The sequence below is a fragment of the Pseudomonas sp. GW821-FHT09E04 genome (genome assembly GCF_059416185.1).
Genome location: NZ_JBWKOR010000002.1, coordinates 482,237 through 500,783, shown reverse-complemented (window position 1 = coordinate 500,783; position 18,547 = coordinate 482,237). Strand labels below are relative to the sequence as shown.

General features: G+C 60.8%; 19 protein-coding genes. 8 read left to right on the top strand and 11 right to left on the bottom strand.

Annotated features, from left to right (window positions below; translation table 11 throughout):
- The first annotated feature begins 7 nt into the window (after nt 1-7).
- Nucleotides 8-478 (top strand): recombination regulator RecX, encoded by a 471-nt coding sequence (recX, locus tag AC07N4_RS08705; RefSeq protein ID WP_305837031.1) that lies wholly within the window; start codon nt 8-10, stop codon nt 476-478.
- 72 nt (nt 479-550) lie between these two features.
- On the opposite strand, the gene AC07N4_RS08700 is transcribed toward recX, so the two are convergent.
- The gene (locus tag AC07N4_RS08700; protein ID WP_096819567.1) at nt 551-1,669 is read right to left on the bottom strand and encodes an LOG family protein; all 1,119 of its coding nucleotides are present in this window, start codon (nt 1,667-1,669) and stop codon (nt 551-553) included.
- 353 nt (nt 1,670-2,022) lie between these two features.
- Here AC07N4_RS08700 and AC07N4_RS08695 point away from each other — a divergent pair, with 353 nt between their 5' ends.
- A complete protein-coding gene (locus AC07N4_RS08695) occupies nt 2,023-2,217 on the top strand; it encodes a hypothetical protein (protein WP_096819566.1) in 195 nt (64 codons plus the stop codon).
- Nucleotides 2,218-2,233: 16 nt separating this feature from the next.
- Here the strand turns inward: AC07N4_RS08695 and AC07N4_RS08690 are convergent, their stop codons facing one another.
- Nucleotides 2,234-2,659, bottom strand: a complete 426-nt coding sequence (locus AC07N4_RS08690) for a PA3611 family quorum-sensing-regulated virulence factor (RefSeq protein WP_096819565.1) — start codon at nt 2,657-2,659, stop codon at nt 2,234-2,236.
- 189 nt (nt 2,660-2,848) lie between these two features.
- On the opposite strand from AC07N4_RS08690, the gene AC07N4_RS08685 reads away from it, so the two are divergent.
- The 3 genes from AC07N4_RS08685 (at nt 2,849) to AC07N4_RS08675 (ending at nt 4,910) form a co-directional block, all read left to right on the top strand.
- On the top strand, nt 2,849-3,592 hold the full coding sequence (locus AC07N4_RS08685; protein ID WP_273539933.1) for a tRNA-uridine aminocarboxypropyltransferase: 744 nt from the start codon (nt 2,849-2,851) through the stop codon (nt 3,590-3,592).
- Nucleotides 3,593-3,821: 229 nt separating this feature from the next.
- Nucleotides 3,822-4,472: a response regulator transcription factor ErdR gene (erdR, locus tag AC07N4_RS08680; RefSeq protein ID WP_085647827.1), complete on the top strand. Its 651-nt coding sequence runs from the start codon at nt 3,822-3,824 to the stop codon at nt 4,470-4,472.
- A 75-nt stretch (nt 4,473-4,547) separates the two neighbouring features.
- A complete protein-coding gene (locus AC07N4_RS08675) occupies nt 4,548-4,910 on the top strand; it encodes a diacylglycerol kinase (RefSeq protein WP_003222276.1) in 363 nt (120 codons plus the stop codon).
- Here AC07N4_RS08675 and AC07N4_RS08670 read toward each other — a convergent pair.
- Nucleotides 4,907-5,833, bottom strand: a complete 927-nt coding sequence (locus AC07N4_RS08670; protein WP_085729869.1) for a LysR family transcriptional regulator — start codon at nt 5,831-5,833, stop codon at nt 4,907-4,909. The genes AC07N4_RS08675 and AC07N4_RS08670 overlap by 4 nt on opposite strands.
- Nucleotides 5,834-5,977: 144 nt before the next feature.
- Between AC07N4_RS08670 and fpr the strand changes: the two genes are divergently transcribed.
- Nucleotides 5,978-6,757 carry a ferredoxin-NADP reductase gene (gene fpr, locus AC07N4_RS08665; protein WP_007908723.1) on the top strand — a complete coding sequence of 260 codons (780 nt, stop codon included), beginning with the start codon at nt 5,978-5,980 and terminating at the stop codon, nt 6,755-6,757.
- Nucleotides 6,758-6,825: 68 nt separating this feature from the next.
- On the opposite strand, the gene tsaA is transcribed toward fpr, so the two are convergent.
- From tsaA to rimO, 6 genes are all read right to left on the bottom strand, one after another.
- Nucleotides 6,826-7,524: a tRNA (N6-threonylcarbamoyladenosine(37)-N6)-methyltransferase TrmO gene (gene tsaA, locus AC07N4_RS08660; protein ID WP_493065382.1), complete on the bottom strand. Its 699-nt coding sequence runs from the start codon at nt 7,522-7,524 to the stop codon at nt 6,826-6,828.
- Between the two features lie 59 nt (nt 7,525-7,583).
- Nucleotides 7,584-8,354: an SDR family oxidoreductase gene (locus AC07N4_RS08655; RefSeq protein WP_102621518.1), complete on the bottom strand. Its 771-nt coding sequence runs from the start codon at nt 8,352-8,354 to the stop codon at nt 7,584-7,586.
- A 127-nt stretch (nt 8,355-8,481) separates the two neighbouring features.
- Complete coding sequence (locus tag AC07N4_RS08650; protein WP_096819561.1) at nt 8,482-8,949, bottom strand: YehS family protein; 468 nt, start codon at nt 8,947-8,949, stop codon at nt 8,482-8,484.
- Nucleotides 8,950-9,022: 73 nt separating this feature from the next.
- On the bottom strand, nt 9,023-9,733 hold the full coding sequence (locus AC07N4_RS08645; protein ID WP_102621517.1) for an rRNA pseudouridine synthase: 711 nt from the start codon (nt 9,731-9,733) through the stop codon (nt 9,023-9,025).
- Nucleotides 9,734-9,815: 82 nt separating this feature from the next.
- Nucleotides 9,816-10,289: a GNAT family N-acetyltransferase gene (locus AC07N4_RS08640; protein ID WP_096819559.1), complete on the bottom strand. Its 474-nt coding sequence runs from the start codon at nt 10,287-10,289 to the stop codon at nt 9,816-9,818.
- A gap of 112 nt (nt 10,290-10,401) precedes the next feature.
- On the bottom strand, nt 10,402-11,739 hold the full coding sequence (gene rimO / locus AC07N4_RS08635; protein WP_096819558.1) for a 30S ribosomal protein S12 methylthiotransferase RimO: 1,338 nt from the start codon (nt 11,737-11,739) through the stop codon (nt 10,402-10,404).
- Between the two features lie 349 nt (nt 11,740-12,088).
- Between rimO and AC07N4_RS08630 the strand changes: the two genes are divergently transcribed.
- Together AC07N4_RS08630 and AC07N4_RS08625 are read left to right on the top strand one after the other, a co-directional pair.
- Entirely contained in the window at nt 12,089-13,930 is a 1,842-nt protein-coding gene (locus AC07N4_RS08630) for a potassium transporter Kup (protein WP_371858323.1), read from the top strand.
- Nucleotides 13,931-14,081: 151 nt separating this feature from the next.
- Nucleotides 14,082-14,240 (top strand): hypothetical protein, encoded by a 159-nt coding sequence (locus AC07N4_RS08625; RefSeq protein WP_167443761.1) that lies wholly within the window; start codon nt 14,082-14,084, stop codon nt 14,238-14,240.
- An 88-nt stretch (nt 14,241-14,328) separates the two neighbouring features.
- Here AC07N4_RS08625 and AC07N4_RS08620 read toward each other — a convergent pair whose 3' ends face one another.
- Complete coding sequence (locus AC07N4_RS08620) at nt 14,329-15,621, bottom strand: virulence factor family protein (protein WP_096819556.1); 1,293 nt, start codon at nt 15,619-15,621, stop codon at nt 14,329-14,331.
- On the bottom strand, nt 15,621-18,260 hold the full coding sequence (mprF, locus tag AC07N4_RS08615) for a bifunctional lysylphosphatidylglycerol flippase/synthetase MprF (protein WP_096819555.1): 2,640 nt from the start codon (nt 18,258-18,260) through the stop codon (nt 15,621-15,623). The genes AC07N4_RS08620 and mprF overlap by 1 nt, the downstream gene beginning before the upstream one ends.
- Between the last annotated feature and the right edge of the window lie 287 nt (nt 18,261-18,547).

The window sequence follows — 18,547 nt, the reverse complement described above, 5'->3', positions numbered from 1 at the left end:
TGCACCGATGACAACCGCCGTACTCGATACCCTCGTCGCGGTGCGGCGAACCGCAATGGACCTGCTCGCACGTCGCGAGCACGGTCGAGTCGAGCTGACGCGTAAACTGCGTCAGCGCGGCGCCCCACCCGAGATGATCGAAACAGCCCTCGACCGCTTGACGGAAGAAGGTCTGCTTTCCGAAGCCCGTTATCTGGAAAGCTTTGTTTCCTACCGCGCCCGTTCAGGTTACGGCCCGTTACGGATTCGTGAGGAACTCAGCCAGCGCGGCTTGCAGCGTGCCGATATCGAACTTGCCTTGCGCGAGAGCGGTATCAACTGGCAGGAACAGCTAACGGATACGTGGCAACGGAAGTTCTCCGGACAGCTTCCCGTCGACGCCAAGGAGCGAGCCAGACAAGGCCGGTTTCTGGCGTATCGAGGGTTCTCGATGGAGATGATCAACCGCTTGTTCAGCGGCAGAGGGATGGACGATTAAATCGGCTCCAGCTTCAATCAAAAAATAAAAAAGCGGCCCGCTATTTCGATAGCGGGCCGCTTTTTTTTGCCTTCAGATTACCTTCGAGGGTTCGCGGTTGTGCTGCGCCGTTTGTGGTCTGGACTGGGCCCAGTTTTCCGGCAGGTTGATGAAGTCCACCAGCTCGCGCAGGCGCCCGTGATCCCGGGCGTTGAAGGCGAAGGCCAGTCGCGCCAGATGGCTGAATTGCGCCTCGTCGTGTTCCTCGCCGCTGTAGGCGTGTTGATGGAACCGGTCGCTCAGGCACAGATCGGCGAAGGCTTCCTGCATGTGATCGAGTGCCTGATCGCTTAGCCTGTGGTTCATCCGAATCACGAACTGACGCTTGAGCCAGCGGCTGGAGTGGAAGTTGCTGTAGAACTGGTTGATCTGCTCCACCGCCTCTTCAACGCTGTAGACCAGGCGCATCAGTTTCAGATCGGTTGGCAGGATGTAGCGGTTTTCCTCCAGTTGATGACGAATGAAATCCAGCGCCCCTTGCCAGAACGTGCCGCCCGGCGCGTCCAGCAGTACCACCGGCACCAGCGGACTCTTGCCGGTCTGAATCAGGGTCAGTACTTCCAGTGCTTCGTCCAGCGTGCCGAAGCCGCCGGGGCATAGCACCAGTGCATCGGCTTCCTTGACGAAGAACAGTTTGCGCGTGAAGAAAAAGTGGAAGGGCAGCAGGTTCCCGGTGCCGTCCACAGTTGGGTTGGCGTGCTGTTCGAAGGGCAGGGTGATGTTGAAGCCCAGGCTGTGATCACGACCGGCCCCTTCATGTGCGGCGGCCATGATTCCACCTCCGGCACCGGTGATGACCATCATGTCTGATCTGGCCAGAGCCGCGCCCAGTTCACGTGCCATGGCGTACAACGGATGTTCAACCGGCGTGCGCGCCGAGCCGAACACCGTGACCTTGCGCCGGCCCTTGAACTGTTCAAGCGTTCGAAACGCCTGCTCCAGTTCACGCAGGGCTTGCAGGGTGATCTTGGCGTTCCAGCGGTTGTGATCTTCCTGGGCCATGCGCAGCACGGTCAGGATCATGTCGCGGTAAATGGGGATATTCGGACTGTTGGGGGAAACCAGGTTGAGTTGTTCTTCGACCTTGCCGGTGAGGTCGTGGCCGCTTTCCTGAAAATGACGGCTGAGCAGGTCATTCGGTTGGTAAGGCATGCAACTTCTCCTTCTGCACAGAGCCTTCGGCCCTGACGTGCGGCGTCAGTGCCGCGCTGCAAGAAAACAAACAGCCGGCAGCTCCTTTCCTGCCGTTAATAAAATGATCGGGAATACTTTGAATCTAGACCCTCAAAGCATTTCTCGCTCATTGAGCATTGCGCCGCAAAGTCTTTCCTGGCAACTGCTTATTGTCGCTTTGCGAAGTGTTTTCACCGCTCGTCTGATGCCACGTCGAGGGCTGAATGCTCTGATTTACTAAGTTAAAGGCGCCGTACGACAACTTTGCGTCAACGACCGTACGCAAGGTGCACGCTCTTCAAGGATTTGCGGGTGGCAAGGAGGCGGGACACATGACCAGAGTCATTCTGGAGATCGATACGCAGCTGTATCGAATGCTGAAAGCATCGGCCGAGACCAATCATGTGAGTCTCGAAGAGGAGTGCTGCCGGCGCTTGTCGGGAGGGGATCGCCGTTCGCGTTATCTGCAGGCCTTGTTGGCCGAACTGCGCGCCGAGGATGAACAGCGGCGCGCCAATTCCAGATAGTTACTTTTGCGGAAGGTTACTTTTTCTTCGCCGGTGCGGCTTTCGGGCAATCCGATTCCTGATAGCTGGCGGAACCGATTGCCTTGTTGGTCTTCACTTCGCTGAAGTCGTAACGCATCACGGCACCCTTGGCCATCAGCTTGCGGTACGACGGGTTGTTGCAGACCGAGGCGCCCAGCTGGAAATACACGGCCTTGGGATCGGCACGCATCTTGTCGGCATGGCTTGCCTGCACGCTCAGGTGGTTGATCAGCGTGGTGCCTTCGACGGTGTAGCCCTGATCGAGAATGTCTTCGTTGATCGCTCGTGGCGTGCCGGCACTGCTTTGAGCAGCGACGTTTTGCAGTTCCTTGTTCAGGTTCTGCTCTTTCAGGGACGCAGCCTGTGCGCTGAAGGACAACGCCAGCGCAATGGCCGCGGTAGGAACGATAAGGCGCAGCATGAAACTCTCCTGATTCAGTGACTGGTGGTTCGACCAGCCCCGTGGCTGTGCGTTCAGTGGCGGCGAATTATAGGGGAGCCGGTCGGGAGGGTACAGGCTTGTGCCCGTCGCTCTGATAAACTGCCGGCCTTTATTGCCTTGCCGAGAGTTGTTCGTGTCGAGTTTTCCTGTCAGTCGGCGTCGCCCGCAATGAACCATGCCCCCAACGCCGTGGCCCGCCTGCGCGATCAGCGCGAGGATGAGGGCATCAAGCCGATTCAGGCCCGTGGCTTTCGCTCCGAGCGCTGCCGTGACTGTCGGGTGATCATCAGCCATTGCCTGTGCGCCTGGCGCCCGACTGTCGACACCCGTTCCGGTGTCTGCCTGATCATGACCGGCAAGGAAGTGTTCAAGCCGAGCAATACCGGCTGGCTGATTGCCGACATCGTGCAGGACAATCACGCCTTCATCTGGTCCCGGACCGAACCGGACGAGCAACTGCTGGCGCTGCTGAACGACCCGCAATGGCAGCCATATCTGGTGTTTCCCGGCGAATACGTCGAGCCTTCGCGGGTGACCAACACCGTGGATCTCGATAGCAGCAAGCGTCCGCTGTTCATTCTGCTGGACGCGACCTGGACCGAGGCCCGCAAGATCTTCCGCAAAAGCCCGTACTTCGACCGCTTGCCGATCCTCAGTCTGTTGCCCGACAAACTGTCGCGCTATCGCCTGCGTCGTTCCACCCGCAGCGAGCACCTGTGCACCGCCGAAGTGGCGGCGCTGTGCCTGGAACTGGCGGGCGACACGGACGCCGCGTCGGCGCTGGACGCCTATTTCGATGTGTTCAGCCAGCATTACCTGGGGGCCAAACAGCAGCTTGATGTGAACGTGTCGACGCCGGCCCATGCCGAGTTGCTGCCGTTCATTCGAAATGCGCAGCCGGTGCCCGTCTGATACTGGCCCATACTGCTAAAGCAGTGGCCGTGTTGCTTGACCACCCCGGCTTCGCTGGGCATGCTTGGCGCCGATTGGGGTGCGGCCAAGGTTTGAAACGCCGTTTTTGTCCGTGATTGGCGTTGAACGTGCCCCTGTGGATGCCGCTGCAAAAGCGTCGGCATCTTGAGTTGCCTTGGTGAGACTCGAATGCATCGGGTCTGCCATCAAAAACAGGATCATTTGAAAAATGGCCACATACGACATCCTGATTGCCGATGATCACCCTCTTTTTCGTAGCGCACTGCATCAAGCGGTGACGATGGGCCTTGGCCCGGATGTGCGAATGGTGGAAGTGGCGAGCATTGCCGAACTGGAAGCCCGCCTGACCGAAAAGGCTGACTGGGACCTGGTGCTGCTGGACCTGAACATGCCGGGCGCTTTCGGGTTTTCCGGGCTGGTGATGTTGCGCGGGCAGTACCCGCAGATTCCAGTGGTGATGGTTTCGGCGCAGGAAGAAGCTTCGGTGATGGTCAAGTCGCGGGAGTTCGGCGCCAGCGGTTTCATTCCCAAGTCGAGCGACTTGAGCGTGATTCAGGAAGCCGTGCGCAAAGTTCTGGACGGCGACGTGTTCTGGCCGCCCCAGGCGTTCGAAGCGGTCAGCGTCTCCGATGAGGCCAAAGCTGCCAGCGATGGCCTGGCGAGCCTGACGCCGCAGCAGTTCCGGGTGCTGACCATGGTCTGCGAAGGCCTGCTCAACAAGCAGATCGCCTATGAGTTGAGCGTGTCGGAAGCGACCATCAAGGCCCACGTCACGGCGATCTTTCGCAAGTTGAACGTGCGGACCCGGACTCAGGCAGCTTTACTCTTGCAACAACTTGAGTCAATTCCGAGCCAGTAATAGCTGGCGTCTTCACGCTTTTTTGACTTTCGTTGATCTAGCTTCCCCACTTCTTTTTGGTCGGTTATCTACTTTATGTCACCTTTCAAGGGCCAGACGGGCCTGAAACGCATCCTCAACGCTTCCGGTTACTCGCTGGACGGTTTGCGCGCAGCCTTCACCGGCGAAGCGGCGTTCCGTCAGTTGGTGCTGCTGAACGTGGTGCTGATTCCACTGACGTTCTTCCTGAATGTCAGCCGTGTCGAGCAGGCGTTGCTGATCGCTGTGTGCCTGCTGGCGCTGATCGTCGAGCTGCTGAACTCCGCGGTGGAGGCGGCCATCGACCGCATTTCCCTGGAACTGCACCCACTGTCCAAGAACGCCAAGGACATGGGCAGCGCCGCGCAATTCGTGGCACTGAGCATGATTGCCCTGGTGTGGGCGGTGATTCTGCTTTAAGCGATCGTCGGCAGGACGATCTCGTCGCTGCGCTGGACCCCGGCGGTGAAGGCGCGGCACAGATCGAGAAACTCGCGCATGGCGGAGGTCTGGTACTTCTGTTTGTGCCAGATGAAGTAGAACTGTCGCGCCAGATCCAGATCCGGCGTCTCCACCGGCACCAGGCTGCCGCGCCGGAAGGCGTCACGCAGCGCCAGGCGCGAAATACAGCCAATCCCCAAACCTGATTCCACGGCGCGCTTGATCGCTTCCGTGTGTTCCAGTTCCAGACGAATGTTCAGCGCACTGCGATGGTGACGCATGGCCTGATCGAAGGTCAGGCGGGTGCCGGAGCCTTGTTCGCGCAGAATCCACGCTTCATGCGTCAACTCTTCCATGGTCGCGCTGCCGCGTTTGGCCAGTGGATGCTGCGGGGCGCAGAACACCACCAGTTCATCCTCGACCCAGCTCTGCACTTCGATGTCCGGGTGGCTGCAATCGCCTTCGATTAGACCCAGATCAATTTCGTAATGCGCCACTTGTTGCACGATATTGGCAGTGTTCTGCACGTGCAGCTTCACTTGGCTTTCCGGGTGACGTTGCATGAAACCGCCGATCAGCAGCGTCGCCAGGTAATTGCCGATGGTCAGGGTCGCGCCCACCGACAGCGAGCCGAAACCGGATTTGCCGTTGAGCAGGTCCTCGATTTCCTTGGCCTGATCGAGCAGGGCCACCGCTTGCGGCAATAACTGTTTGCCGAGGGCGTTGAGGCTCAGGCGTTTGCCGGCGCGATCGAACAGCTGGCAGCTGGACTGGCGCTCCAGTTCGGTGATGGAAGTGCTGGCGGCCGATTGCGACAGGTTAAGCAGACCCGCAGCGCGGGACACACTTTCCTGCTGGGCGACGGCGACGAAGACTTGCAGTTGACGAAGAGTAAATCGCATATCGATATAACCGATAACCCTTATCTTAATAATCCAGTTAACAGATATTGTCGGCGCTATTAGAATGCGATGCAATTGCGCACCGTCGGCATTCTTCAAGACCAGCCGGGCAAGCGCAGATCAATCTCCAGGAGTCCCACGTACATGAGCAACATGAACCACGAGCGTGTCCTCAGTGTTCATCACTGGAACGACACTCTGTTCAGCTTCAAGTGCACCCGCGATCCGGGCCTGCGCTTCGAGAACGGTCAGTTCGTGATGATCGGCCTGCAACAGCCCAACGGCCGCCCGCTTATGCGCGCTTACTCGATCGCCAGCCCGAACTGGGAAGAGCATCTCGAGTTCTTCAGCATCAAGGTGCAGGACGGTCCGCTGACCTCCCAGCTGCAGCACCTGAAGGAAGGCGACGAGATCATCATCTCGAAGAAGCCTACCGGCACCCTGGTGCTGGACGACCTGAACCCGGGCAAGCATTTGTACCTGCTGAGCACCGGCACCGGTCTGGCGCCGTTCATGAGCGTGATCCAGGACCCGGAAACCTACGAGCGCTTCGAGAAAGTGATCCTGGTTCACGGTGTTCGTTACGTCAACGAAGTCGCCTACCGCGAGTTCATCACCGAGCACCTGCCGCAGAACGAATTCTTCGGCGAGGCGCTGCGTGACAAGCTGATCTACTACCCGACCGTGACCCGCGAACCGTTCGAGAATCAGGGTCGTCTGACCGACCTGATGCGCAGCGGCAAGCTGTTCAGCGACATCGGCCTGCCACCGATCAACCCGCAGGACGACCGCGCGATGATCTGCGGCAGCCCGAGCATGCTCGACGAGACCAGCGAAGTGCTCGACAGCTTCGGCCTGAAGATCTCGGCGCGGATGCGCGAGCCGGGTGATTACCTGATCGAGCGTGCGTTCGTCGAGAAGTAATCCCGACGATGCCAAAGAAAAGCCCGCGTTGCCTGAGAAGGCAACGCGGGCTTTTTCGTTTCCGGGATTTAGTCGTTGGCGGGGATGACTTCCAGGACGCGGATCTGCTCCGGCGTCGGATAGTGCCAACGCACATCCAGATCCCAGAACTGCGCACCGTATTCGCGCTCTGGCGCGGGCGTCTGATACGCCGGACGCGGATCCTGGGCCAGACATTGCTCGATCAGCTCGACCAAAGGTTCGGCAAGGCGCTGAGCGTGCGTATGCGCCTGTTGCAGCGCTGCGTCTGTCCACTGCACGTCGATCAGTTGCGGCGCGGCACTGGCGATGCTGTTGGAGGCGTCAGCGATGATGTCGGCGTAAGGCACGTAGGGTTTGATGTCGAGAATCGGCGTGCCGTCCAGCAGGTCGATACCGGAGATGAACAGGCGATTGGCCTCGACCTTGTCCAGCTTCACCACCGACTGGCCGATGCCGTTCGGCCGGTGAGTGGCGCGGGTGGCAAACACGCCCATGGACTTGTTGCCGCCCAGGCGGGGAGGGCGGACCTTCAGTCGCGGCTTTTCCTCCAGCGCCTGATGGAACAGGAACAGCAGCCAGACATGGCTGACCTGCTCCAATCCTTGCACCGCTTCGCCCTGATCGAACGGCGCCACCAGTTCCAGCACGCCCCGGGCGGCGGGGGCCAGTTGCGGCTGGCGCGGGATGGCGAACTTCTCCTTGAAGCAGGAGCGGACGAAACCGATGGGGGAGACGCTGTAAGTCATGGTTTGCATTCGAAACGGAGCAGGGCGGGCATGATAACCCGTCCGGGCGCGTCGCCGGTCTACAGACTGAACCCGCCATCCAGCGGAATGATATTCCCGGTCATGTAGGCCCCGGCAGTGCTCGCCAGGCTGATCGCCAGCGCCGCCATTTCTTCTTCGCGGCCCCAGCGTTTCATCGGAATCAGCGCAGTGTCCTCGGCCAGTGCTTGCTGGTCACTGCCGATGTGCTGGGTCATCTTGCTCGGGAAGCGCCCCGGCGCGATGACGTTGACGTTGATGTGCTGGCTCACCAGTTCACGAGCGAGAATCCGCGACAGTTGATGCAGGGCCGCTTTGCTCGGCCCGTAGGCGTAGGCCTGTTCGCCAAAGGAAGAGATCCCGGCCACTGAGCCGATGTTGATGATCCGCGCGGGATTCGCTGCCGAGCCAGCCTTGCGCAGCAAAGGCAGAAACTGCTGGATGCAACTGAACACCGAGGTCACGTTGAGCTGCATGACCTTTTCCCAGCCCTTGACCGGGTAGCTCTCCAGCGGCGCGCCCCAGGTGGTGCCGGCGTTGTTCACCAGAATGTCCAGATGGGTAATCTGTTCGCCCAATCGAGCTGCCAGTTCTTTTACGCCTTCTTCGGTCGCCAGATTCGCTGCCACGCCCTGGCAGGAGCCCAATGCACCGAGTTCTTCAGCGGTTTGATGACAGGCTTCAGCGTCTCGGGAGCAGACGTACACACGGGCACCAGCCTCGACAAACGCCTTGGCGATCATTTTGCCGATACCACGGGTGCCGCCGGTCACCAGGGCGGTGCGGCCTTGCAGGGAAAAATACGGGTGCATGGCGAATCCTGAGGGCTAGGGTTCAGTACACCCTAGTCGCCGGCCGCGAAAAGCGGAGCCACTATTTTTGCAGGGAATGGAGGGGCATGCATGAAAACGGCGACCGAAGTCGCCGTTCTGAAAGGGATCAGCCGCGAACGCGCAGCGTCAGACCCTTGAGGAAATTGCGCAGCAACTGGTCGCCGCACGGACGGTAGTTGGTGTGGCCGACCTTGCGGAACAACGCACTCAGTTCAGGCTTGGACACCGGAAACTCGGCGGCCTTGAGAATCGCGTGCATGTCGTCTTCTTTCAGTTCGAAGGCCACGCGCAGCTTTTTCAGGATGATGTTGTTGGTCACTGGCACTTCGATTGGCTGTGGCGGACGGCTTTCGTCCTTGCCGCGCTTGAACACCACCAGGCCGTCGAGGAAGTGAGCGATGACTTCGTCCGGGCAGCGCACGAAACCTTCTTCGTCTTCTTCTTTCTTGTCGAGCCAGGTCACCACGTCGGCGAGGGTCACGTCCAGGCCGCCGAGTTTGATGATCTCGACGACTTTCTTGTCGCTGATGTCGAGCATGTAGCGCACGCTGCGCAATACGTCGTTATGAACCATGTTTGCAGTCCTGATCTTTCGCTGTGGGCACCGCGCAGGCGCGATGCCGGAATGTGTGGCGGCAACAGAGGCCTTAGAACTTCTCTTTGCCGGACAGGTAGCGCCATTGGCCGGCCGGCACCTTGCCGATCGATACGCCGCCGATGCGGATGCGGCGGATGCCGACGACCTTCAGCCCGACCGCTTCGCAGAATTGGGCAATGATGCCCGGCTGCGGGTTCTTCATGGCGAAGCGCAGGCGGTTTTCGTTCTGCCAGCTGGCCTTGACCGGCGGCAGCTCCTTGCCCTTGTGGGTGAGGCCGTGCTGCAGGCGATTGAGGCCATGGGCAACCATGTCGCCTTCGACTTCGACCACGTATTCCTGCTCGATCTTGGCCGCATCGGCGGTGAGCTTGCGCAGCACCTTCCAGTCCTGGGTGAACACCAGCAGGCCACTGGCCTTGGGTTGCAGGTCGGCGCTGGCGGTCAGGCGCAGGAAGTGCCCGCGCAGCGGACGCTTGCCGTAGCGGTGTTCTTCGCTGAGGGTTTCGGCGTTCAGCGACTGCATGGCGGTGTCGATGTCCACGCCCGCCGGGACGTTGAGCAGGATGGTCACCGGCTCCGGCGCGGTGGCCTTGGCGTCCTTGTCGAGCTCGACTTTCTGGTCGCCGACCTTGAACTGCGGCTCGTCGATGACTTCGCCGTCCACGGTGACCCAGCCGCCCTCGATGAACAGCTCGGCCTCCCGGCGGGAGCAACCGACCAGTTCGATGAGGCGTTTGGAGAGGCGAATCGGGTCAGTCATGACAGGGCCGTAACAAAAAAGGGGTGGGCATTGTACCTGCCTGGCGCCGGTTAATCGCGATTGCATTTGTACCGTGTGGCTTTTAGCCGCGTACGGCGCGCTGTTCCGGCTGTTTCAGACGCATGTGCAGCAACGGATAAGGCTGGCCCATGCCGTCGACTTCCGACCGGCCGATCACCTCGAACCCCTGTTTGAAGTAAAAACCCAGGGCCTGCGGGTTCTGTTCGTTGACGTCCAGTTCATCGGCGTTCAGGTGCTGCATCGCATAATTGAGCAGCTTTTTGCCCAGGCCTTGGCCGCGATGTTCGGGGTCGATGAACAGCATTTCGATCTTGCCCGCCGCCACGCCGGCAAAACCGGTGATGCGCTGGTGACTGTCCTTGGTGCAGATCAGCATCACCGCATCGAGGTAGCGGGTCAGCACCAGATTGCGCAGCAGCTCGATATAGCTGTCCGGCAGAAAATCATGGGTCGCGCGGACCGAGGCCTCCCAGACCCGGGTCAGTTCCTGATAATCGCTGAGTTTCGGCGTGTGGATGACCGAATGGTGACGCATGCCCGTTAGCCTCTTTGTCATGAATGAGGGGAGTCCTTCCCCCCACAAACGATAGCCGTAAAAAAGCCCCGCATCTCGTAAAAGAGAGCGGGGCTTTTCGTATTTTTCGCGTTTAGATCTGTTCGGCCCAGAGGTCGTATTCGTCGGCGTCGGTCACCTTGCACCAGACCTTGTCGCCCGGCTTGAGGTTGCTGCCGTTGTCGATGAACACGTTGCCGTCGATTTCCGGGGCATCGAAGAAGCAGCGGCCGACCGCGCCTTGCTCGTCGACTTCGTCCACCAGCACTTCGATTTCACGGCCGATGCGCATTTGCAGACGGGCCGAGCTGATTTCCTGCTGGTGCGCCATGAAGCGTTCCCAGCGATCCTGCTTGACGTCGTCCGGAACGATGTCGAGGTTCAGGTCATTGGCCGGCGCGCCTTCGACCGGCGAGTACTGGAAGCAGCCGACGCGGTCGAGCTGGGCTTCGGTCAGCCAGTCCAGCAGGTACTGGAAGTCTTCTTCGGTTTCGCCGGGGAAGCCGACGATGAAAGTCGAACGGATGATCAGGTCCGGGCAGATTTCGCGCCAGTTCTTGATCCGTGCCAGGGTCTTGTCTTCGAACGCCGGGCGTTTCATCGACTTCAGGACTTTCGGGCTGGCGTGCTGGAACGGGATGTCCAGGTACGGCAGGATCTTGCCGGCGGCCATCAGCGGGATCAGCTCGTCGACGTGCGGGTACGGGTAAACGTAGTGCAGACGGACCCAGACGCCGAGGGTGCTCAGCGCTTCGCACAGTTCGGTCATGCGGGTTTTCACCGGCGCGCCGTTCCAGAAACCGGTGCGGTACTTGACGTCAACGCCGTAGGCGCTGGTGTCCTGGGAAATCACCAACAGCTCTTTGACGCCGGATTTGACCAGACGCTGGGCTTCGTCGAGCACGTCGCCGACCGGACGGCTGACCAGTTTGCCGCGCATCGACGGGATGATGCAGAAGCTGCAGCTGTGGTTGCAGCCTTCGGAAATCTTCAAGTACGCGTAGTGACGCGGGGTCAGCTTGATGCCTTGCGGCGGCACCAGGTCGATCAGCGGGTTGTGATCCTGACGTGGCGGCACGACTTCGTGCACGGCGTTGACCACTTGCTCGTACTGCTGCGGACCGGTGACGGCCAGCACGCTCGGGTGCACGTCGCGGATGTTGCCTTCTTCCACGCCCATGCAGCCGGTCACGATGACCTTGCCGTTTTCCTTGATCGCTTCGCCGATGACTTCCAGCGATTCGGCCTTGGCCGAGTCGATGAAGCCACAAGTGTTGACCACGACCACGTCGGCGTCCTGATAGGTGGACACCACGTCATAGCCTTCCATGCGCAGCTGGGTCAGGATGCGCTCGGAGTCGACCAGTGCTTTCGGGCAACCCAGAGATACGAAGCCAACCTTTGGATTGGCCGGCGCAGGAGTGGTGGACATGTCTAACCTCGGTGTTTTGTGACATCGATTGCCTGATTCGGGAATCGACGGACGGGCGCTTGAACTGCGCCTCTGATCAAAAAGTGCGCAATTCTAGCGATGAGCAGCGCACTTGACCAGCTTTATGCAGGGAAATGCGACGAGTGCTGCGCTATGCTTCGCGCCAAGACGCTTTACCAATTTTTTACAGTCAACAAAACGACTGTAACAACAGGTAAAACAGCGCATGCTGCATCAAAAAGCATAGTGCTTCGTTCAAAGAAGCCGGTCTGGAAATCAGGAGTGTTGGATGGGTCAGGCAAGTAGTCACGCGGCAGGCGCCGAGGGTTCGGCCACCAAGCCGCTGAGTATGCTGGTCGCGGCGGTCGGGGTAGTTTACGGCGACATCGGCACGAGCCCGTTGTACACCCTTAAAGAAGTGTTTTCCGGCGGTTACGGCGTACCGGTCAATCACGACGGAGTGCTGGGCATTCTGTCGCTGATCTTCTGGTCGCTGATCTGGGTCGTGTCGATCAAGTACATGATGTTCGTCCTGCGTGCCGACAACCAGGGCGAAGGCGGGATCATGGCACTGACCGCGCTGGCGCGACGAGCAGCGGGGGAGCGCAGGAAGTTGCGTTCGCTGCTGGTGGTCTGCGGCTTGATCGGCGCGGCGCTGTTCTACGGCGACAGCATGATCACCCCGGCGATCTCCGTACTGTCGGCCATCGAAGGCTTGGGCTTGGCGTTTGACGGGATCGACCATTGGGTCGTGCCGTTGTCGCTGGTGGTGCTGGTGGGTCTGTTCCTGATCCAGCGTCACGGTACGGCGCGGATCGGCATTCTCTTCGGGCCGATCATGGTCACCTGGTTCCTGGTGCTCGGCGCCCTCGGCGTGTACGGCATCAGCCATTCCCCGGAAGTACTGAAGGCACTGAACCCGATCTGGGCCGTGCGTTTCTTCATGGTGCATGCCGGCATGGGCGTGGCGATCCTCGGCGCCGTGGTGCTGGCGCTGACCGGTGCCGAAGCGCTGTACGCCGACATGGGCCACTTCGGCCGCAAGCCGATTGCCCGGGCGTGGTTCCTGCTGGTGCTGCCGGCGCTGGTGCTCAACTACTTCGGTCAGGGCGCCTTGCTGCTGGACAACCCGGAAGCGGCGCGCAACCCGTTCTACCTGCTGGCGCCGAGCTGGGCGCTGATTCCGCTGGTCGGTCTGTCGACCCTGGCCACGGTGATCGCCTCGCAAGCGGTGATCTCCGGCGCGTTCTCCCTGACCCGTCAGGCGATCCAGCTCGGTTACATTCCACGCATGTACATCCAGCACACCTCCAGCGATGAGCAGGGCCAGATCTACATCGGTGCCGTGAACTGGTCGCTGATGGTCGGCGTGGTCTTGCTGGTGATCGGTTTCGAGTCCTCCGGCGCCCTGGCCTCGGCCTACGGCGTGGCGGTGACCGGGACCATGCTGATGACCACGATTCTGGTGTCGGCGGTCATGCTGCTGCTGTGGAAATGGCCGCCGGTGCTGGCCGTGCCGGTGCTGATCGGCTTCCTGCTGGTGGACGGTCTGTACTTCGCCGCCAACGTGCCGAAGATCGTACAGGGCGGTGCGTTCCCGGTGATCGCCGGTATTGCGCTGTTCGTGCTGATGACCACCTGGAAGCGCGGCAAGCAACTGCTGGTCGAGCGCCTGGACGAAGGCGCATTACCGCTGCCGATCTTCATCAGCAGTATCCGCGTGCAGCCACCACACCGCGTGCAGGGCACCGCCGTGTTCCTGACTGCGCGCTCCGACGCTGTCCCGCATGCGCTGTTGCACAACCTGCTGCACAACCAGGTCTTGCACGAGCAAGTGGTGCTGCTGACGGTGGTCTACGAAGACATCCCGCGCGTCCCGCCATCCCGACGCTTCGAAGTCGAAGCCCACGGCGAAGGCTTCTTCCGGGTGATCCTGCACTTTGGCTTCACCGATGAGCCGGACGTGCCACAGGCGCTGAAACTCTGCCATCTGGATGACCTGGACTTCAGCCCGATGCGCACCACCTACTTCCTCAGCCGCGAAACGGTGATTGCCTCGAAACTCGAAGGCATGGCCCGTTGGCGTGAAGCGCTGTTTGCGTTCATGTTGAAGAATGCCAACGGGAACCTGCGGTTCTTCAATCTGCCGCTGAACCGGGTGATTGAGTTGGGGACGCAGGTGGAGATGTAGGCTCCGCCTTAATTGAAAAGCCCCCGTCGGCCTTGTGGCTGGCGGGGGCTTTTTTGTGTCGCTGTACGAAACCTGTTCCAGGCGCCAATCCACTATGGGAGCTGGTAGGCTAGTTCTCACGGAGTCATTACGGTGCGCGAGGTCGGTTTGTATGACGGAATTACCGGAACAAGAGATGCTGGATGAACTTGAGAATCTTCGGATTGAAGCGGTAGTAAAAGCACGACTGATCAATTTCGATCCGGCTCAAGCGATCAGTCATGACGACATGCGGGCAAGGTACTGGCAGGAAGAGCTGACAGTTAATTGAATCCCGCGTAGTTCTCTTTGTGACTACGGGAATGAAAAAGCCCCCGCAACCGTGAGGTTGCGGGGGCTTTTCGTTGGGGCGCTTCAGATCACTCTGCCGGCTGATCCTTGGCCTGACGCTTCTCGATCAGATCCACCAGGCGCTTGGCCAGCGCTGGGTAGTTCTCGTCGAAGTGGTGGCCGCCAGGCAGCTTCACCGCTTCGCCCACCGCGGTCTTGTCGGTGCAGCCGCTTTCATCCGTCTCTTCTTCACCGTAGATGCACACGACCTTGGCCGGTGGCAGTTTGGCCATTTCCGGGCCGGTGGCGGCTTCTTTGCCGGCGTTGCCGAGCCAGCCTTCGACTTCGATTTCGAAGCTGCCGGTGCGGGCGAAGGCCAGCAGGATGATTGCGTCGATGCGCTGCTGCTCGGTGTCCGGCAGGCGGTTGTAGATCGCGGGCAGGACGTCGGCACCGAACGAGTAACCGGTCAGGATGAAGCGTTTGGTGCCCCATTTCTGGCGGTAGTGCTGCATCAGTTCGGTCAGGTCGAGCGCACTCTGTTCCGGGCTCTTGTGCTGCCAGTAGTAGCGCAGGGTGTCGATGCCGACGACCGGATAGCCGATCTTGGCCATTTCACCGGCCACGTCGCGGTCGAGGTCACGCCAGCCGCCGTCACCGGACAGGAACAGGGTCACGGTGTCCTTGGCCTGGCCGGCCGGGACTTCCACAACCGGGATTTGCAGACCGCCAGCGGCTTTGTCGCCACCGACGAGGATCTTGCGCAGTTCGTTGTTCAGCACTTGCGGCAGGTTGATGTCGTAGTCGCTGATGCTGGTTTCGGCGTTCGGTTGATCGCGCACGAAACCGGCACTGGTGTCGTCCGGGTTGTCGTTCCAGGCCACCAGCCAGTGGCCGTGGGCGGCTGATTTCGGCAGCAGGTGGGTGCAGCCGCCTTTTTCCAGCGCCAGGTCGACCGACACGGCCTGGGCCTTGTCGTCTTTCTGTTCGGACAGCCAGCGCCAAGCCAGCACCGCGCCAGGGCCTATGCCGCTGACCAGGGTCGCCGGGCCGTTCAGTTCACGCAGACCGCTTTGCAGTGCGCGGCTTTGCAGCAGGCAGTCCTTGGGCAGAATCACCTGGACGATCTGCGCCGAGGCGCTGCGGCTCAGGGTGGTCAGCTGATTGTCGGAGAGTTTCTTGTCGTCCTCGACCGCCACCAGCACCTGGGCCTTGGGCTTGGTGCCGGGGATGACCCGGGTCATGACGGTGCCGTCAGCCGGCGTGAGCTGTTCGAGGGTCGGTTCCGGTGCCGGGCGTTTGAGGTACCAGTAACCGCCGCCGGCAATCACGGCCAGCACGATCAGTGCGGCCAGGATGTACTTCAGGGAGCGTTGAATCATCAGCGTTTCACCAATCCAGTCAAGCCGCCCGCGATCAGGGCAGCAGTATCGGCCAGTGCCACCAGCGGATCGAGTCCGGCGGGCACCGCCATATAACGGGGTTCCCAGTCAGGCTGGAACTTGTCTTTGAAGCGGCGCAAGCCTTGGAAGTTGTACAGCTGCTCACCACGGCGGAAAACCATCGAGCCCAGACGCTGGGTCAGCGGTGCACCACGCCGGGGTTGCAACCCCGACAACGGCACCATGCCCAGGCTGAAGCGCGCGTATCCGTGACTCTTATAGTGTTGAATCAGGCCGACCATCAGAAACTCCATGGTCAGCTTGGGGGCGTCCGGGTGCGAGCGCATCAGGTCGAGACTGGCCAGGTCATGGCTGTAAGTCTCGAGCAGGTTGGCGAACGCCACCGGACGGCCTTCGAAGCGAATCACCGCGATGCGGAAATGCTTCAGGTAATCGTCGCTGAAACGGCCGAGGGAGAAGCCTTTCTCGCGCACGTTCTTGCCGGTCAGCCAGGCATCGGAAATCACCTTGAGCTCATCCATCGGCGCCTGGCCCGGCTCAAAGATCTCCAGCGACAGACCGTCGCGGGTGCCGCGGTTCCAGGTGTAACGCAGGTCCTTCATCTCCTTGCCCTTGGCTTCCAGGTCAAAGCGATGCAGGTCGACCCGGGCTTCTTCGCCGAGCTTGATCGCGGTCAGGCCGATGTCCATGTAGTACGGCAGGTTCTCGGCGCGCACTTGATAGAACACGGGACGGGCGTGGTGGATGTCGCACAGGTCACGGAACTGCCAGATCATTTCCGCCCGCTGCTGGCCAGGACCGATCGGGTCGTACAGCGCCACCAGGCTGCGGCCGCGACGCGCGTACATCAGGAAGGCTTCATCGTTGGGGTGGAACAGCATCGCCTTGTCACCGGTCAGGGCCAGGCCGCCATCCGGTTGCGAGGAGGCCATCAAGATCTTCGTGGCGCGCTCCAGTTCATCGGGCGTCGGCAGATGAATCACCGGACGTGCGGTGCGCAGCAACCAGGTCAGGGCGATCACCAGCAACAGCACCGCGGCGCCGAGCAACGAACGCAGACCGCGCGGGGCGTCGGCGTCGAGGGTGAACTGCCACCACAACTGATGGCTGTACGGCACGTCCTGATAGGCGAACAGCAACAGCCAGGTCGATGCGCCGAGTACACACAGGCTCGCCACCAGATACAGCGGCGAGAACGGCACTTCGGTCAGACGGCTCGGCCGATAGAAAGAACGACGGAACACACCCAGCAGCGCTGCCGTGAGGGTCATCAACGTGGCTTCTTCCCAGTCGAAACCCTTGAGCAGCGAGAGCAGGGCGCCCACCAGCAGCAGAATGGTAGTCAGCATCCATGCCGCCGACAGACGGCGGCGCAAGCCCTGGGCGAGCATCAGGCACAGCACGCCGATCAGGCTGGCGCCGAAGTGCGAGGCATCGACCAGGCGATGAGGGATCAGGTAGGCGATGTGTTCCAGGCGGGTGTCGATTTCAGGCGTCGCGCCGGAAAACAGCAGCACCACGCCGGACAGGAACACCAGCACCGCGAGGATTGGTGCCGCGAGGCCGGAGGCGGCGCGCATGGTTTGCGTCTGGAACAGGCGCTGACCTTCGTTGATCAGCAACAGTACGCAGGCCACCAACAATGGCAGCACCACGTAGATCATGCGATACAGCAGCAGGGCGGCGGCCAGTGGCGCTGCGCCGAGTTTGTCGGCGAACGCGGCCAGCAGAATCGCCTCGAAAACCCCGACCCCGCCCGGTACATGGCTGAGAACGCCAGCAGCCAGGGCCAGCAGGTACACCAGCAGGAACGCGCCGAATGGCGGAGCTTCCGGCAGCAGCAGATAAAGCACGGTGGCGGCAGCGGCCACGTCGAGAGCGGTGATGACCAGTTGCAGGAACGTCAGGCGTCGACCCGGCAGGCGCAGGGTGCGGCGCCCGACCTTGACCAGCAGGTTGTCACGGTAAGGCTGCTCCGGCAGGCGCCGACGGTAGATGCCGATGGCCAGAATCGCGCCGAGCAACAGCACGGCAGAGGCAATCGTGGCCAGCAGACCCTCGGACAGGCCCAGGGCCTGGGAGGCGGCCGGCAGGTCACTCAGGGTCGCCAGCGCTGCCAGCGGCGGCAGGGCACAGCCCAGCGACAGGCTGGCGAACAGGGTCATGTGCGCCACTTCCGAAGCGCCCAGGCCAAGTCGTGCATATAAACGGTAGCGCACCGAACCGCCGGACAGCATCGACAAGCCGATGGCGTTGCCGATCGCGAAAGCAGTGAAGCCTCCGAGCGCGAGCGTGCGTGGCGGGATGGTTACGCCGGCATAGCGGCTGGCCGACCATTCGTAGCCCAGCAGAATGATGAAGCCGACAACGGTCGCGCCGAAAGCGCCAAGCAGGGCGGGCTTCGGTACATCGAGAATCGAGTCGTGCAAGGCATAGAGGTCGAGTTCGCTGAGCAGATGGCGACAGGCAATCAGCGCGATAGCGAACAACAGCAAAGTGACCGCCAGACCAATCGGTTGCCGGTATTTGCTGATTCGATCCAGCAAGCGCATGCGCTCAGGCTTGATCGGTGGATTCACGGTGAGGGTGTCTTGTGGATCAGACGAGTTGGCGCGCATCAATCACCTCTTGGATTGTGCGCGACAGGATGGGGGTATCCAGCCAAGTTACCAATCCCTGTAGAAAAAAATAATCACAAAATACTACGCCTCTCGTCGGGTATCGGCGAGGGCAGGTCTCGGATTGCAGACGTCTTGCCCGCGACTCAAGCATAGTCGCAACTCGGCGGGTCTGAAGATCCTGAGCGGTTCACTGCACAGTGACAGATCATTGTTGCGAAAGGACTTTTTCCACAGATACAAAAAAGGCCACTCTTTCGAGCAGCCTTTTTTGATGTTTGGTTGCG